The sequence below is a fragment of the Amycolatopsis rhizosphaerae genome (genome assembly GCF_007713715.1).
Taxonomy (GTDB): Bacteria; Actinomycetota; Actinomycetes; order Mycobacteriales; family Pseudonocardiaceae; genus Amycolatopsis_E; species Amycolatopsis_E rhizosphaerae.
The window spans coordinates 1-14,294 of record NZ_VJWX01000148.1; the positions used below are offsets into that span (position 1 = coordinate 1).

Below are 14,294 nucleotides of genomic sequence, written 5' to 3' on the forward strand. Positions count from 1 at the left end.
CCGTCCGGGCCGGCCAAGTGATCCACGACGAGCTGTGACCGGCGTGGAGAACCCCGGCGAACGCGAGCCTTATCCGGCGCCGCCTAGGGTGTCCGACGTGGCCGTGACCGCGCCGGACACCCCGGCGCCCCAGACCGTGGACCAACCCAGCCGACCCCGCCGGCGCTGGCGGGCCCCGCTGCTGCGGCTGGCACTGGCGGCTGCGTCCGGCTTCGTCTGCTACCTCAGCTTCGCCCCCCGCGACCTGTGGTGGCTGATGCCGATCGGGTTCGCCGGCTTCGGCCTGGTCCTGCACGGGCGCCGCCTGTGGGGCGGCCTCGGCTACGGCTTCGTGTTCGGCCTCGCGTTCTTCCTACCCCTGCTCACCTGGCTGGAAGACTTCCTCGGCGTCCAGTTCGGGCCTTGGCCGTGGCTCGCGCTCTCCGCCGCACTCGCCGCCTACCTCGGGGTGGGCGGCGCCCTGTGCACCCTCGTCGCACGACTGCCCGGCGCGCCGGTCTGGATGGCGGCGCTGATCATCGCCACCGAGACCCCGCGCACCTGGTGGCCGCTCGGCGGGTTCCCGTGGGGGCGGGTCGCGTTCAGCCAGCCCGAGGGCGCCTTCCTCCCGCTCGCCTCGGTCGGCGGTGCCCCGCTGGTCGGCTTCGCCGTGGTCCTCACCGGGTTCGGCCTGGCCGCGCTGGTCCGCCGGGTCCTCCGCCTCCGCCGCGACCGGTCCTGGCGCCCCCTTGCGGTCCCCGCCGCGGCGGTGGTCCTGCCCGTCGCCGCCGGGCTCGCCCTCTGGCCCACCATCGGCACCGGGGCCGACGGTGGCAACAGTGACAGCAGTGGCAGCCTCACCGTCGCCACCGTGCAGGGCAACGCCCCCAATGTCGGGCTCGGCCTGCTCAACGAGGCCGGCACCCTGCGCGCCAACCACCTCCTGCAGAACGAGCAGCTCGCCCAGGAGATCCGCAGCGGCGCCATCCCCAAACCCGACCTCGTCGTCTGGCCCGAAACCGCCACCCGCGTCCGCGGCACCGACCCCGTAATCGACAACGCCGTGGCCGAACTGGGCACCCCCGCCCTCATCGGCGCCATCTACTGGCCGCCCGGCGGCCGCGTCCAGAACAGCGAGATCGTGTGGGACCCGCGCACCGGGGCGGGGGAGCGGTACTCCAAACAGGAACTGGTGCCCTTCGCCGAGTACGTGCCCGCCCGCGCCATCGCCAGCTGGGTCACTCCCTTCGTCGACGACACCAGCGACATGGCTCCCGGCACGAGCACCGCGGTTCTCGACATCGCGGGCACCCGCGTCGCGACCCCGATCTGCTACGAAATCGCCTACGACCACGTCTCCCGCGACGCGGTCGACGCCGGCGCGAAGCTGATCGTGCTGCCCACGAACAACGCCTGGTTCGGCAAGAGCGAGATGAGCTACCAGCAGCTGGCCATGGCCCGCCTGCGTGCCGTCGAGCACAGCCGCGCGGTGGTGGTGTCCTCCACCAGCGGGGTCAGCGCGTTCGTCCAGCCGGATGGCACGGTCACCCGATCGACCGAGGAATTCACCGCCGCCTCCCTGGTGGGGCGCGTTCCGCTCCGGGACACGACTACGCTGTCAGATCGACTCGGTGCGTCCGTCGAATACGGCCTGATCGGGATCGCGCTGGTGGCGGTGGCGATCGGCGCGGCACGGACCCGGCGCACACGCGCCGAAGACCGGCGAACGACCGTGGCGGAGTGAGCGACACCTCCGCCGAGGAAGGACAGGGATGGCGCAGGCGCCACGGGCTACCCAGCCGATCGACCCGGTGCTGGTGGTGATCCCGACCTACAACGAGCGGGACAACCTCGGGCCCATCCTGCGCAGACTCCACGCGAGCCTGCCCGCCGTGCACGCACTCGTCGTCGACGACGGCAGCCCCGACGGCACCGGCGAACTCGCCGACCGGCTGGCCGCCGAAGACGACCGCATCCACGTGCTGCACCGCACCGAGAAGGCGGGCCTCGGTGCCGCCTACGTCGCCGGTTTCCGCTGGGGCCTGGTCCGCGACTACCACACCATCGTCGAGATGGACGCCGACGGCTCCCACGCCCCGGAAGACCTGCCCCGCATCCTCGACGCGCTCGGCGACGCCGACCTCGTGCTCGGCTCCCGCTACGTCCCCGGAGGCAGCGTCGTCAACTGGCCCAAGCGCCGGGAGATCCTCTCCCGAGGGGCGGGCTTGTACTCCCGCCTCTCCCTCGGCGTGAAGATCAGGGACATCACCGCCGGATTCCGCGCCTACCGGCGCGCCGTGCTGGAAAAGCTCCCGCTCGACGAGATCGCCTCACACGGCTACTGCTTCCAGATCGACCTGGCCTGGCGCGCTCTGCGGGCCGGGTTCGAGGTGGTCGAGGTGCCCATCACCTTCACGGAACGCGAGATCGGCGTGTCCAAGATGAGCGGCTCGATCATCGTCGAGGCCATGCTGCGGGTCGGCCTGTGGGGCGCCCAGCACCGCTGCGCCCAGCTCCGCGGGCTCCTGCGACCAGGCTCCGCGAAGCCGAAGCCGAAGCCGTGAGGCGCCTGCGCATAATCCGGTCGGGCGTTGGCTGTGAAGGGTCCCTTCACGGCTCCCCCCGGGCTGGGTGAGCGCCGGACCCCTCACAGCACCGAACAGAAAGGCCCCCGCGAATACCGCGGGGGCCTTCTGCGTTGTTGCCGCAGTGGGTCAGTCAGCTACGCCGACCGCGTCGTGCGCCGGCCCTTCAGCTCGGCGAGACGCTCGTTCAGCAGATCCTCGAGCTCAGGGATCGAACGCCGCTCAAGCAGCATGTCCCAGTGCGTGCGCGGGGGCTTGACCTTCTTCTGCTCGGGCTGCCCGCCATCGACGATCTCCGACTCACTGCCGTGCAGCCGGCACTCCCACACCGAGGGAATCTCGGCGTCGTCGGAGAACGGCACCTCGAACTCGTGGTTCTTCGGGCACGCGTAGCGCACGGTCCTTCGTGGGGCGAGATCGTGATTGCGGTCGGTCTCGTAGCTGACCGCTCCCAGCCGGCTTCCACGGAGTACACGGTCGGCCATGATGACGTCCTTTCGATCGGCTCTGCAGGTTTAGAGCCAGGGTGGTGCTCACCCTATGCAACGATGGACAGTGCCCGTCAAATTCCCCGGAACACATGTCGTTGCTCACGATGAGCTGGATCACCCCTCGGCAACAGCTTCCACCACTGGGACAGGTTTCGCGCCGCTACGTGACGCGCTTTAGCCCTTCTTCTTGGGATTATCCCCCAGTCGGGCTATCGGCAGCCGCCATTCGCGAAACCGAACAACGTTCAAGTGAGCCGGAGCTGACCTCGCCTCAGCGTCGCTGGGCCAAGATCACCAAGCCGGAAATGGCGTCGGCACAATACCTGATAACGCAAAGTAGTTATATCTGGCTCCGCGGGTGATGAACTTGCATGTTCAACGATCCGACCCGGGGCCGTGTCGGCCACGACCACGGTGTCGCCTTCGCGAAGAACCTCACCATCACGCACACGGGCGTTGAACCGGCCCGGCGCGCCACACCAGCACAGCACCTCCACCTGTACCGGCTGCAGTTCGTCGGCAAGCTCGAACAACCGCCGCGCCCCGGGGAACAACCGGCTCTGGAAATCGGTCGCGATGCCGAAGCAGTAGACGTCGATCCGCACCTCGTCGGCCAGCTCGGCCAGCTGCTCGACCTGGGCGGGAGAGAGGAACTGCGCCTCGTCGACGATCAGGTAGTCCACGTGCCTGCCCGCCACCCACTGGCCGCGGAGGAGCTGCCGCAGATCGGTGTCCGCACCGATCTCGGTGGCCTCCCTGGTGATGCCGATCCGGCTGGTGATCTGCGGGGCTCCCGAGCGGTCGTGGCGCACCAGCAACATCCCGCGTCGGCCCTGCCGGGCGTGGTTGTGGTTGATCTGCAGGGCGAGCGTGGACTTCCCGCAGTCCATCGGCCCGTAGCAGAACCGCAGCATGCCCCGTACCGGGGCCCGGCGGCCGCCCGCCCCGGGGGCGGCGGACAGGGCGTCGGTCGGGTCGGGGCCGTCTTCGGGAACCAAGGTCACGACGGCTGACCCTATCTCCCTTGATCGGGTGAATTGAGTCGAGACCGGTTCCGGCCGATCACCAGTCAGGGGAGCGGCACGCCAGGGGAGTGTTCCAGCCCGCTGAACGGGCGTTTTGGAATCGGGGGCCGTGTCGCTCCCCGCTGTGACTGCTGGGGCAGCTGATGCTCATGTGTTTGTTGTGACTGTTGTGGCTGATGATCTGCATGCCTACCGTGCATCGCATGATCGAAGACCCGCACAGATCCGCGGTCCGGGCGGCCGTGAGACTCCTGCTGCCGCTTGTCGTGGCACTGGTCACGACCCTGCTCGGCACCGGCGCGGCAAGTGCGGATCCGGCGCCCTCGACCTGGGCCAAGCTCCGCATGTGCGAGTCCAGCGACCGCTACTTCCTCGACACCGGCAACGGCTACTACGGCGCCTACCAGTTCGACCTGCCCACCTGGCGCAGCGTCGGCGGACAGGGAAAACCCAACCTCGCCGGCCGCCAGGAACAGGACTTCCGCGCCCTCTACCTGTACCGGATGCGCGGCTGGCAGCCCTGGGAGTGCGCCGGCATGCTGGGCCTGCGCAACGACCCCGACGCCCGCAGCAAACGCATCCCGCTCCCGCCGTCGCCGATCGCACCCACGCCGGTCACCGTGCCCCCGCCCTGGCCCGGCGTCGTCTACGCCTACGGTGACTGCGCCCCGGCCCTGCGCACCTTCCAGTTGCGGATGAACGTCTTCGGTTACGACTTCGACGGCACCGGCTGCTACTACGACAAGACCCGCCAGGCCGTGCTCGACCTCCAGCGCGCGAACGGCATCAACGACTCCGGCAGGCTCGGCCCCAAGACGTGGCACGCGGCCTGGGAAGGCAGGGCGCCCCGCTGAACGGCGCCCGCCTCACGCCTGCCAGGCGCCCCGTTCGATCAGCTCCGCCCGCAGCAGGTCCGGCCGGTCGGTGACGATCCCGTGCACGCCCAGGTCCAACAGGCGGGCCATCTCGGCCCGCTCGTTGATCGTCCAGGTGTGCACCTCGACCCCGGTCCGCGCCGCCGTGCGCAGGAACGCCCGGTCCACCACGGTCAGCCCGCCCTGCCGCACCGGCACCTGGGCCATCGCGCCCCGGCACAGGAAACCCAGCCGAAGCCACGGCGCCCAGCCGTTGGCCCACAGCACCGCCGCCGACCTCGGCCCCATCGACGTCAGCAGCTTCGGCCCGGCCAGCTTCCGGAGCCTCGCCAGCCGCGCGTCGGAGAACGCGGCGGCCGCGACGCGCTCGTGGGCGCCGACACGCTCGATCACGCGCAGGAACGGCTCCACCGCGCGGTCGCTTTTGACGTCGATGTTGAACCGTGCCTCCGGAAGCTCTTCGAGCAGGTCTTCCAGGCGCGCGATCGGCTCCCGCCCGCGAACCTTCACCCGCCGCACCGCCGACCAGCTCTGCGCGGCGATCGGGCCGTGCCCGTCGGTGGTGCGGTCCAGCCGGGCGTCGTGGTGCACCACGACCACTCCGTCCTTGGTCGCGTGCACATCGGTTTCCAGGTACCGGAAGCCCTCGCTCACCGCCCGCCGGAAGGACGACAGCGAGTTCTCCATGCCTTTGAGATCATCCAGATGCCATCCGCGGTGAACGAAGGCTCGGGGAAGGGCAGTGTCCAGATACGGGTGGTTGCGCTGCACCACACCAGTGTGCGGCATCGGCGTGGCCCCGGCATGAGCGCTCGGTGTCCGGTTAGGGTCGCGGTCGTGACCGAAGGGACGGAGAGCTGTCAGGCAACGTCACGTGACGTGTTGGCGGGCATACCGCGGAACATCGCACCCCGGCACTGCGGCTGGTGCGGCAGTCGATTGGAGCAGTCGTCCGCGAGAGGACGCAGACGGCGCTATTGCGGGCAGTCGTGCCGTCAGCGGGCCTACGAACGCCGGGCCGCGGTCCAGCGAAGCGGTCTGCCCGAGGATGCCGTCGTGTTGTCCGACGCCGAACTCGCCGCGCTGCAGGACCGGCTGTTCCAGTTGCGCTGCGCCGCCGAAGACGTGGTCACCGCCGCCGACGACGGCGCTGGGGCCGACGAGTTGCGCCGGATGGCCCTCGAACTCGCGCTCACCGCCCGCGGCCTCGAACGGCTTCGGTGAACTATTCACTAAGATCATCGACCATGGATTACGAGTACGCGATGTCGATGCTCGCGCTGATCACGGTCATACTGCTGTTCTCCACCACGGCCGGCGGGCGCAAGCAGCAGCGAGCCGAGCGGAAGCTGGACGAGCTGAACCGCAAGCTCGACACCGTAATGGCCCATCTCGGGGTCTCCCTGCCCGAACCGCAGTTCCCGGAAATCGAGGAACTTCTCCGGCAGGGCAAGAAGATCGAAGCGATCAAGGTGTATCGCGAACGCACCGGAGCGGACCTCAGGGAGGCGAAGGACGCGGTCGACCGCATGTCCGGGGCTCACTGAATTCCGGTTAGTGGGTTCGCTGGTTAAGATCAACAAGGATCGGGCTCCGGCGGAGAGGCGAGACGGTGGTCGACGCGCAGAAAGCGGGAATCGGCGGTTCCGCGGGAATGCGGCCCCACGAACGGCTGGAGGCCTCACGGCTCGAAAACCAGGGTCTTGCTAGGCATGGTCTTCACCGGCCGGATCACGAGACCATCGCCGCATACGAGACCCACGCTGCCGCCTATGCGCAGTCGTGGGAATCGCAACCCGCCGACGACGAGTTGCACGAGCTACTCGAGAAGTTCCTGCTCCCGGGCACCGTGGCAGAGATCGGCTGCGGATCCGGGCGTGACGCGGCATGGCTCGCTGCCCATGGCTGGCAGGTAACCGGTTACGACGCGTCATCCGCACTGGTCGGGGAGGCTCGACGACTTCACCCCGAAACACGGTTCGAAATCGCCACGCTCCCGGCACTCGACGGGTTGCCGACGTTCGACAATGTCTACTGCGAGACCGTGATCATGCACCTCGAACCCGCCGCGGCGATGGAGAGTGTCCGGCGACTGGGCGGGTTGCTTCGCCCGGGTGGGCGCCTGTACCTCAGTTGGCGTGCGGACGGCAGTTCGGACCGGCGAGATGAGCGGGGCCGGCTGTACACGAAGATCACGGTGGACCAGGTGCTGGGTGAGATCGAAGGCTTCGCTGTGCTGTATCGCTCCGAGACGACCAGCGCTTCGTCGGGCAAACGGGTCTGCCGGATCGTTGCCCAACGGCCGTAGCGGACACGAAGAAGTTATGGCCAGGCTGTGCCGTCCGACCAGGGAAAAGACCTCCGTCAGCCAGCGCCGATAATGTACATTATGTTAAGTAGCGGTACTCGGCCGCTGCCCCGCTTCCCGTGATCCTTGCCGCTTACGGCATGCGGTCGGTTCCGGCGATGTGGTCCACGATCCCGTAGGCCAGCGCCTCTTCGGCGTCGAACCAGCGGTCGCGGTCGGCGTCGGCGGTGATGCGTTCCACCGTCTGGCCGGTCTGGCCGGCGGTGAGCTCCGCGATGTGGCGCTTCATCTTCCCGAACACCTCGGCCTGGATCGCGATGTCGCTCGCCGCCCCCGAGATCCCCGCCGAGGGCTGGTGCATCACCACTCGCGCGTTGGGCAGCAGGTAGCGCTTGCCGGGTGTGCCCGACGACAGCAGGAACTGCCCCATCGACGCCACGAACCCCAGCCCCCACGTGGCCACGTCCGGCTTGACCAGCCGCATCGTGTCGTAGATCGCCATGCCCGCCGTCACCGATCCCCCCGGCGAGTTGATGTAGAAGGTGATGTCGCGCTCCGCGTCGTCGGCCGCCAGCAGCAACAGTTGTGCGGTGATGCGGTTCGCCACCTCGTCGGTCACCTCGGACCCCAGGAACACGATCCGGTCCCGCAACAACTGTTCGTACACCGATTCGCTCGCCTGCGGCCCGCCCGTGTGGAGCTGCGGAACCACCGTCATCACCGTCATCGTCGCCTCCTGGCTGTCTCGTGATCTTGACAGCACCGAACATAGGGAACGTGCCGCCCGTGCGGGGCGCCCGTTCGCTCACAGCGTGCGCGGTTCGCTCCAGGCGATCACCCGCCCACGGTGTCAAGTTTGGTCCGTTCGACGGCGCCGTGGGCGGCAGGCCGCTCGGGTTGCCGGATGGGCGGAAAGGACGGTTGAACAGCGGTAGACGCTCCTGAACATCCGGTGATCAACGATCGACAGGCGTTGACGTGTCCCGACACCGAATCGCAGGCTCGCACCAGCGGCCGGTGATCACGATCGGGTGGAACCGGACAGCGCGTCGCGTCGCTTCGCGACCCGCCGCTTTCCTGCGAGGAGAGGACGTTCCATGACGATCGGATGCTGCGCCCGCCCGCTGGGCGCGCGAGTTCCCGCGTTGATGCACACCGGGGCGCGCAGATGACGGAGATCAGCAGACGGCGCCTGGTGGGATCGGTTCCCGGGGTGGCCGCGGCCGCCGTCGCGAGCGGCCTCCTTCCGGTGGGAATGCGGCAGGCGGCGGCCGATCCGGGCCCCCAGGGGCACGGCCCCAAGGCGGTGGATCGCTCGTTCACCAAGGTCCGCTACTACTGGGAGTCCTTTGAGGATGGTGAGCGCACCACACCGCCTCCCGGCTGGTCGGTGAACCAGGAAAACATGGAGGACTTCGATCCGGACTGGCGTGGCTGGTCGTTCCCCGGCTATGCGGAGTTCATCAACTTCGGCGGGGCGCGCTACGGCTTCGCCCGGTGCTGCAACAGCCGCATTGCCGTGATCGACAGTGCCCGGCGAGGGCAGCCCGACGGCAACGCGCCGTTCTCGGCGGCGTTGACCTCTCCGGCGATCTCCGTGCCCTCCGGCCAGACGCTCGAGCTCGGCTTCGACTCCCACTACGTGCAGGCCCCGGACCCCCAGCACGCGGTGGTCACCGCGCAGTTCGATCGCGGGGGCGCGCAGACGCTTCTGACGTATTCGACCAAGGTGGCCGACGCGAACGCCGGCGGCAATGTCGTGAGCAAGCGCGAGATCCTCACCTTCACCGTGCCCGCCGGTGCCCGTACCGTCCGCTTCACCTGGGCGTACCAGCAGCAGGTCAAGAAGGGCTACTGGCTCGGCGACGAGTACTTCTGGGCCATCGACAACGTCGAGGTCACCTCCGTCCTGCCGGCGCCGGGCAGGCCCGTCGCGATCCTCGACATCTTCAGCGACGTCCAGGGGACCGACGGCAACAACCGCATGCAGAACCTCACGCTGCCCTTCCTCTCCTCGCTGCCCGACCCCGCTCAGGCGCTCGTCATCAACGGCGACATCGTCCGCAACGGAACGATCTCGGAGTACGAGACGTTCAACGCCGCCTTCGCGGCGGGCGGCGGCCACCCCGGCGACACGTTGTGGAACGCGGGAAACCACGAGTACGGCGCGATGGACCTGCCCAACGGCATCGACGAGGCCGCGTTGCTGGGGCGGTTCCTGCACTACGCAGGGCGCACCACGCCGCAGTTGGAGTACCTGCTCAACGGCAAGATCCCGCTGCTGCTCCTCTCCGACGAACACGTCTACCAGGGTGTCAACCACCAGCCCGACGGCCGCCGCTTGGTCCGGCTCTTCTCCGCCCGGCAACTGGCCTGGCTCGAGCAGCGGCTCGACTACTGGCGCGCCCGGAACACGCCGGTGCTGTTCTTCATGCACCAGCCGTTGTCGTTCACCGTCTCGGGCACCTACCTCCGCAACTACTGCGGCGAGATGGACCGGGAAAGCGGCTACGCCCTCCGGCGGCTGCTCGCCGCGAACCCGAACGTCGTCATGTTCACCTCGCACACCCATTGGGGCCTGCACCTCGACGACTGGGCGGCCGTCGATCACGGGCTGCTCCCGGTGGACGACCCGCGGGCGCGCGAGGTCAACGCGCGCGGCATCCCGATGTTCAACACGGGCGCGCACTGCAACGAGTACACCGGCGCCGGCAACATCAACGGCGACGTCGAGAGCGACTCGGTCGAGCACATCCCGTCCGGTCTCCGGGTGTACGTCCACACCGACCGCATCCGGGTCGAAGCGTGGAACTTCGGCACCAAGGTCAAGTACCACACCGTCGAAGTCCCCGTTCCCGCGGCCTACGCCGCCGGCCACGACACGCACTGACACACCGCTGGTGAGGGGTCGCTTCACGGTGGAAACAACTGTGAAGCGACCCCTCACGGCCTCGTTCCCGGACTGCCGGAGCACCGGCACGGGCCGGGCGTCGTCACCAGGCGTACGCCTCGGGTGCGGGCTTGGTGCCGTTGGGTGCGGGTGCCGGAAAGAGCTCGTCCAGTTTGGACAGTGTGTCCTCGTCGAGCTTGATCTCCAGGGCCCGCAGCGAGCCGTCGAGTTGTGCGACCGTACGCGGGCCGGTGATCGGGCCGGTCACGCCGTCCTGTGCGAGCAGCCACGCCAGTCCGACGTGGGCCGGGTCCTCGCCGAGGTCGGCGCACAGCTTCTCGTACGCCTCGATGGCGTCGCGGTGCTTGGCGAGCGTCTCGGTCGACCGTTCCGAGTTGCCGCGGGCGGCGCCGCCTTCCCACTGCTTGCGCAGGACACCGCCGAGCACGCCGCCGTGCAGCGGGTACCACGGGATGAGACCGAGCCCGTAGGCCCGGGCCGCGGGCAGCACCTCCAGTTCGACCCAGCGGGTCAGCAGGTTGTAGATCGACTGCTCGGACACCAGCCCGAGGAAGTGCCGGGACCGTGCGGCCTCCTGTGCCTGCGCGATATGCCACCCGGCGAAGTTGGACGAGCCGAAGTAGAGCACTTTCCCTTGCTGGCGAAGGACGTTGAACGCCTCCCAGATCTCCTCCCATGGTGTGGCCCGGTCGATGTGGTGCATCTGGTAGAGGTCGATGTGGTCGGTCTGCAGCCGCTTGAGCGAGGCGTCGCAGGCACGCCGGATGTTCAACGCGGACAGGTGCGACTCGTTGGGCCACTCCCCCATCGGGAGATAGACCTTGGTGGCGAGCACGGTCCTGTCACGACGGCCGCCGCCTTGGGCGAACCAGCGGCCGAGGATCTGTTCGGTGAAACCTTCGCCCGGCTTCCTGCCGTAGACGTTGGCGGTGTCGAAGAAGTTGATGCCGTGCTCGTGCGCACGGTCCATGATCGTGTGACTGTCCTCTTCGGAGGTTTCGGCACCGAAGTTCATGGTGCCGAGGACGAGCCGGGACACGGAAAGGCCGCTGCGGCCGAGGCGGGTGTACTCCACGTGGGTCCGTCCTTCAGGCGGTGGGGACTTATTTCGAAACTAACCGTACAGTATCGGTATGGGTAGTGTCAGGGATATGGACGACATCGCGCCCGAGCAGGGCAGGCCCGGCAGGCCGCGAAGCGAGCGAGCGCGACAGGCCGTCCTCGCGGCGGCCCGGGAGTTGCTCACCGACAAGGGCCTGCCCGGGCTGACCGTGGACGACATCGCCGCGCACGCCGGGGTCAGCAAGGCCACCATCTACCGGTGGTGGCCGGGCAAGGGCGCGGTCCTGATGGACGCCTTCATCGACGCGGTCGGCACGAAGATGGAGTTCCCGGCCGACGGGGACCCGCTCACGCGGCTGCGCACCCAGCTCGCCCGGGTGGCACGGCTGATGAACGAACCCCGCGCGCGGCGCCCCTTCGTGGCCCTCGTCGCGGCCGGTCAGCACGATCCCGAACTCGCCGCGGCGCTGCGGGACCGTTTCATCGCCGGCCGCCGTGATTCCGCGCGACAGCTGATCACCGAGGCCGTCGAGGCCGGACAGCTCGCTCCCGGCCTCGACGCCGACGCCCTCATCGACATGCTCTACGGCGCGCTCTACTACCGGCTCCTGATCAGCGGCGCGCCCCTGAGCGACGACTACGTGAGCCACCTGATCGAGATCATCACGCCTGCCGCCCGTCCTCTCCGCCCGGCGTGACGCCGCACGTCAGTGCCAGTCGCTGATCTTCACGTCGCGCGGCTCGGGGGCACCTTCGCCGGTTTCGAGAAGTTGCTTGAGGCTGAGCAGAAACGTGCCCCACTTCGTGCTGCAGTGGTACATGAACTCGACCGGCTCACGCCAGCCCTCGTGTTTGAACAGCACGATCGTGTAGTCGCCGTCCTGACGCAGGTCCCACCGCACACCGGTGCCGATCCACTCCTGCGGTCCGTCCACGACTTCCCAGCGGACGAGCCGGCCGGGGTCGAGTTCGGCGACCTTCATGTCCATCCCGCCCGGCCCGAACCGGAACTCGATCACGCCGCCGAGGCCGGTCTCCCCCGCGGTTTTCTCGGTCCACCAACCGGACAAGCCGTGCAGCGTGGTGAGTGCGTCGTAGACCTGCTCGGGCGAGGACCGTTGAATCCCGATGCGGTGCAGGATGTCTGCCATCTCCGTGTTCCTCTCTACTACTTCTTCTCGGTCTCGTTCTTCGTGTCCTTGCCGCGCTGGATCGTCTCGGCGATGCGCTTGATGCGCTGGAGACGGGCATCCCAGGCGGCGCCGACCTCGGCGAGCTGGGCGACGGCACGGGCGAGCTGGGCCCGGTCGACACGGAACTGCTTCTCGCGGCCGACCGTGGTGGCGTGCACCAGACCGACCCGATCGAGGACGACGAGGTGCTTGGCCACCGCCTGACGGGTCACGGGCAGCCGCTCGCTCAGGCTGGTGGCCGTCCCACCGCCCTCGCTCAGCAACAGGTCGAGCATCCGGCGGCGGGTCGGGTCGCCGACCGCCGACCAGAGGTCGTCGTCCACCTTCACGCTTGTGCGCCCGCTTCGACCTTCGCGGCGTACACCGCCAGACGCGGCAGGTAGAAGTCCCAGCCGGTGACGTGCTCGGCGTACCTGGCGGCGATCTTCGCCTCGTCCCAGCCGCGCTCGCGGAAGCCGCTCTCGGTCATCCGCAGAAGCGTCCCCGTCCCGGCGGGCTCGAGTTCGAAGACGACCAGGTTCGAGTTGCCCGGCTCGGCGGTCTCCCCCTCCTCATGGGTCCAGCGGAAGGAGAAGAGCCGCGGCGGTACGGCATCGACGACGGTGAACTGCACCCAGGTGCCGCCCTGGGTGCAGTCCCCGAAGCCGATGCGCCCGGCTCCTCCGGGCACGGGCGGGAATTCCGCCTCGTCCGGCCACCACTCGCGCAGATGTTCGGGACTGCTCACCACGTCGAAGACGACCTCGGGTGAGGCGTCGATGTGGATCTCCCGCTCGATCGTTCCGAATTCCATGTCCGCCACCTTTTGCAACGTTTGGTTGCGAAAGAGCCTAGGTGACCCATCCGCGATATGCAACCTTTGGTTGCATGAGGATCACGGCTGGGCTGCGGCTCCGGTCCCTTCCTGTCCCCGCTTGTGTGGCCTCGGTCATGGTCCTTGAGCTGTCGTTGGCACTTCTTGCGCCGCTGGGTGGGTCGGCCGCGGCGCGGAACCGGCGGGGTATGCACCGGTCGAAGCGGCGTTGAGGTGTGCCGTTCGGCGGTGTTGTAGTGGGGGTGTTCCGGAGGGGAGCACCCCCGCGCTGCCCACTGATCGACATGCTGAACGCCCCAGTACGGGGTCCCCGTAGTACTCGCCGAAAATCGGGCGAATATGCCTGACCTGCGGTAATACCGGACTACCCCCGGCTCAAGTGGCGCGGCTACCTGGAGACCGCAGCCAAGTCCGGCAACACCAGCGCCTACCGGCACTACTGGGAATTGTGCGTGCTGCTCGGATTACGTGACGGGCTGCGCACCGGGGACGTGCACGTGCCGGGCTCGCGCCGCTACTCCGACCCGGCCGCATACCTGCTCACCCCAGCGAAGTGGGGCGAGCACCGGGCGGAGTTCTGCCAGCCGGTCGCCAAGCCCACCGACCCGGACCAGGCGCTGGCCACTGCCACCGACGAGCTGGGCGAGGCTCTCGGGCAGTTGGAGGAGGTCCTGGCCGCCGGCGCCGGCCCGGTCCGCCTGGACCAGGCCGACGGGCTGGTGATCTCGCCGCTGACCGCCGAGGACGTGCCGGCCGAGGCGACCACCCTGAAAGCCGAGTTCACCGAGATGCTGCCGTTCGCGCCGATCGTGTCGTTGCTGATCGAGTTGGACAAGCGCACCGGGTTCCTGGACTGCTTCACGGCCACCGAGACGCTGTCCAGTCCACGCCGGCACGAACCCGTCCGGCGCGTCGGCCGGCACGCGGCGGGCGCCGGCTTTAACTCGCGCAGGATGTCCACTCGCAGTGATGGGTTGCCGCGGTACCCGCCGACGGATCCTGGCCGTCCCGCTGACAGCGGCCGTTGTGCTTGCCGCGCGCAGTCCGGGGG

16 protein-coding genes and 1 pseudogene are annotated in these 14,294 nt (G+C 68.7%); 9 read left to right on the forward strand and 8 right to left on the reverse strand.

The features are described 5' to 3' along the window. The first annotated feature begins 97 nt into the window (after window positions 1-97). Together lnt and FNH05_RS16500 are read left to right on the forward strand one after the other, a co-directional pair. Window positions 98-1,723: an apolipoprotein N-acyltransferase gene (lnt, locus tag FNH05_RS16495; RefSeq protein WP_144589161.1), complete on the forward strand. Its 1,626-nt coding sequence runs from the start codon at window positions 98-100 to the stop codon at window positions 1,721-1,723. A 28-nt stretch (window positions 1,724-1,751) separates the two neighbouring features. Continuing rightward, window positions 1,752-2,543 (forward strand): polyprenol monophosphomannose synthase, encoded by a 792-nt coding sequence (locus FNH05_RS16500; protein ID WP_144589163.1) that lies wholly within the window; start codon window positions 1,752-1,754, stop codon window positions 2,541-2,543. 158 nt (window positions 2,544-2,701) lie between these two features. On the opposite strand, the gene FNH05_RS16505 is transcribed toward FNH05_RS16500, so the two are convergent. Both FNH05_RS16505 and FNH05_RS16510 read right to left on the reverse strand, forming a co-directional pair. Next, window positions 2,702-3,049 (reverse strand): RNA polymerase-binding protein RbpA, encoded by a 348-nt coding sequence (locus FNH05_RS16505; protein WP_005151365.1) that lies wholly within the window; start codon window positions 3,047-3,049, stop codon window positions 2,702-2,704. A 251-nt stretch (window positions 3,050-3,300) separates the two neighbouring features. Beyond that, a complete protein-coding gene (locus FNH05_RS16510) occupies window positions 3,301-4,059 on the reverse strand; it encodes a thymidine kinase (RefSeq protein WP_186382578.1) in 759 nt (252 codons plus the stop codon). 224 nt (window positions 4,060-4,283) lie between these two features. Between FNH05_RS16510 and FNH05_RS16515 the strand changes: the two genes are divergently transcribed. Then, window positions 4,284-4,934, forward strand: coding sequence for a transglycosylase family protein (locus tag FNH05_RS16515; protein WP_144589165.1), 651 nt, complete (start codon window positions 4,284-4,286; stop codon window positions 4,932-4,934). 12 nt (window positions 4,935-4,946) lie between these two features. Here FNH05_RS16515 and FNH05_RS16520 read toward each other — a convergent pair whose 3' ends face one another. Further along, a complete protein-coding gene (locus FNH05_RS16520; RefSeq protein WP_144589167.1) occupies window positions 4,947-5,744 on the reverse strand; it encodes a glycerophosphodiester phosphodiesterase family protein in 798 nt (265 codons plus the stop codon). Window positions 5,745-5,792: 48 nt separating this feature from the next. Between FNH05_RS16520 and FNH05_RS16525 the strand changes: the two genes are divergently transcribed. The 3 genes from FNH05_RS16525 (at window position 5,793) to FNH05_RS16535 (ending at window position 7,263) form a co-directional block, all read left to right on the forward strand. Then, window positions 5,793-6,179 carry a hypothetical protein gene (locus FNH05_RS16525; protein WP_144589169.1) on the forward strand — a complete coding sequence of 129 codons (387 nt, stop codon included), beginning with the start codon at window positions 5,793-5,795 and terminating at the stop codon, window positions 6,177-6,179. Window positions 6,180-6,202: 23 nt separating this feature from the next. Next, the gene (locus tag FNH05_RS16530) at window positions 6,203-6,502 is read left to right on the forward strand and encodes a hypothetical protein (RefSeq protein ID WP_222426625.1); all 300 of its coding nucleotides are present in this window, start codon (window positions 6,203-6,205) and stop codon (window positions 6,500-6,502) included. Between the two features lie 65 nt (window positions 6,503-6,567). Next, entirely contained in the window at window positions 6,568-7,263 is a 696-nt protein-coding gene (locus tag FNH05_RS16535; RefSeq protein WP_222426626.1) for a class I SAM-dependent methyltransferase, read from the forward strand. A gap of 133 nt (window positions 7,264-7,396) precedes the next feature. On the opposite strand, the gene FNH05_RS16540 is transcribed toward FNH05_RS16535, so the two are convergent. Then, window positions 7,397-7,990 carry a ClpP family protease gene (locus FNH05_RS16540; RefSeq protein ID WP_425458452.1) on the reverse strand — a complete coding sequence of 198 codons (594 nt, stop codon included), beginning with the start codon at window positions 7,988-7,990 and terminating at the stop codon, window positions 7,397-7,399. Window positions 7,991-8,431: 441 nt separating this feature from the next. On the opposite strand from FNH05_RS16540, the gene FNH05_RS16545 reads away from it, so the two are divergent. Continuing rightward, window positions 8,432-10,153, forward strand: coding sequence for a metallophosphoesterase family protein (locus FNH05_RS16545; protein WP_144589171.1), 1,722 nt, complete (start codon window positions 8,432-8,434; stop codon window positions 10,151-10,153). 103 nt (window positions 10,154-10,256) lie between these two features. Here the strand turns inward: FNH05_RS16545 and FNH05_RS16550 are convergent, their stop codons facing one another. Continuing rightward, window positions 10,257-11,249 carry an aldo/keto reductase gene (locus FNH05_RS16550; protein WP_144589172.1) on the reverse strand — a complete coding sequence of 331 codons (993 nt, stop codon included), beginning with the start codon at window positions 11,247-11,249 and terminating at the stop codon, window positions 10,257-10,259. Between the two features lie 58 nt (window positions 11,250-11,307). Here FNH05_RS16550 and FNH05_RS16555 point away from each other — a divergent pair, with 58 nt between their 5' ends. Continuing rightward, entirely contained in the window at window positions 11,308-11,934 is a 627-nt protein-coding gene (locus FNH05_RS16555) for a TetR/AcrR family transcriptional regulator (RefSeq protein ID WP_144589174.1), read from the forward strand. A gap of 9 nt (window positions 11,935-11,943) precedes the next feature. Here the strand turns inward: FNH05_RS16555 and FNH05_RS16560 are convergent, their stop codons facing one another. From FNH05_RS16560 to FNH05_RS16570, 3 genes are read right to left on the reverse strand one after another with little or no spacing between them, the layout of a single operon-like run. Then, window positions 11,944-12,387 (reverse strand): SRPBCC family protein, encoded by a 444-nt coding sequence (locus tag FNH05_RS16560; protein WP_144589176.1) that lies wholly within the window; start codon window positions 12,385-12,387, stop codon window positions 11,944-11,946. 17 nt (window positions 12,388-12,404) lie between these two features. Next, on the reverse strand, window positions 12,405-12,752 hold the full coding sequence (locus FNH05_RS16565) for an ArsR/SmtB family transcription factor (protein ID WP_246127777.1): 348 nt from the start codon (window positions 12,750-12,752) through the stop codon (window positions 12,405-12,407). Window positions 12,753-12,754: 2 nt separating this feature from the next. Next, on the reverse strand, window positions 12,755-13,222 hold the full coding sequence (locus FNH05_RS16570) for an SRPBCC domain-containing protein (protein ID WP_144589180.1): 468 nt from the start codon (window positions 13,220-13,222) through the stop codon (window positions 12,755-12,757). A gap of 473 nt (window positions 13,223-13,695) precedes the next feature. On the opposite strand from FNH05_RS16570, the pseudogene FNH05_RS16575 reads away from it, so the two are divergent. Then, window positions 13,696-14,294 (forward strand): annotated as a pseudogene (locus tag FNH05_RS16575) (hypothetical protein); the annotation flags it as partial.

Bases quoted from the DNA above. Each gene is read 5' to 3' on its own strand.
- FNH05_RS16530 (WP_222426625.1), top strand. From the start codon at position 6,203: ATGGATTACGAGTACGCGATGTCGATGCTCGCGCTGATCACGGTCATA.
- FNH05_RS16500 (WP_144589163.1), top strand. From the start codon at position 1,752: ATGGCGCAGGCGCCACGGGCTACCCAGCCGATCGACCCGGTGCTGGTG.
- FNH05_RS16545 (WP_144589171.1), top strand. From the start codon at position 8,432: ATGACGGAGATCAGCAGACGGCGCCTGGTGGGATCGGTTCCCGGGGTG.
- FNH05_RS16570 (WP_144589180.1), bottom strand. From the start codon at position 13,222: ATGGAATTCGGAACGATCGAGCGGGAGATCCACATCGACGCCTCACCC.
- FNH05_RS16540 (WP_425458452.1), bottom strand. From the start codon at position 7,990: ATGACGGTGATGACGGTGGTTCCGCAGCTCCACACGGGCGGGCCGCAG.
- FNH05_RS16515 (WP_144589165.1), top strand. From the start codon at position 4,284: ATGATCGAAGACCCGCACAGATCCGCGGTCCGGGCGGCCGTGAGACTC.
- FNH05_RS16555 (WP_144589174.1), top strand. From the start codon at position 11,308: ATGGGTAGTGTCAGGGATATGGACGACATCGCGCCCGAGCAGGGCAGG.
- FNH05_RS16560 (WP_144589176.1), bottom strand. From the start codon at position 12,387: ATGGCAGACATCCTGCACCGCATCGGGATTCAACGGTCCTCGCCCGAG.
- FNH05_RS16505 (WP_005151365.1), bottom strand. From the start codon at position 3,049: ATGGCCGACCGTGTACTCCGTGGAAGCCGGCTGGGAGCGGTCAGCTAC.
- FNH05_RS16520 (WP_144589167.1), bottom strand. From the start codon at position 5,744: ATGCCGCACACTGGTGTGGTGCAGCGCAACCACCCGTATCTGGACACT.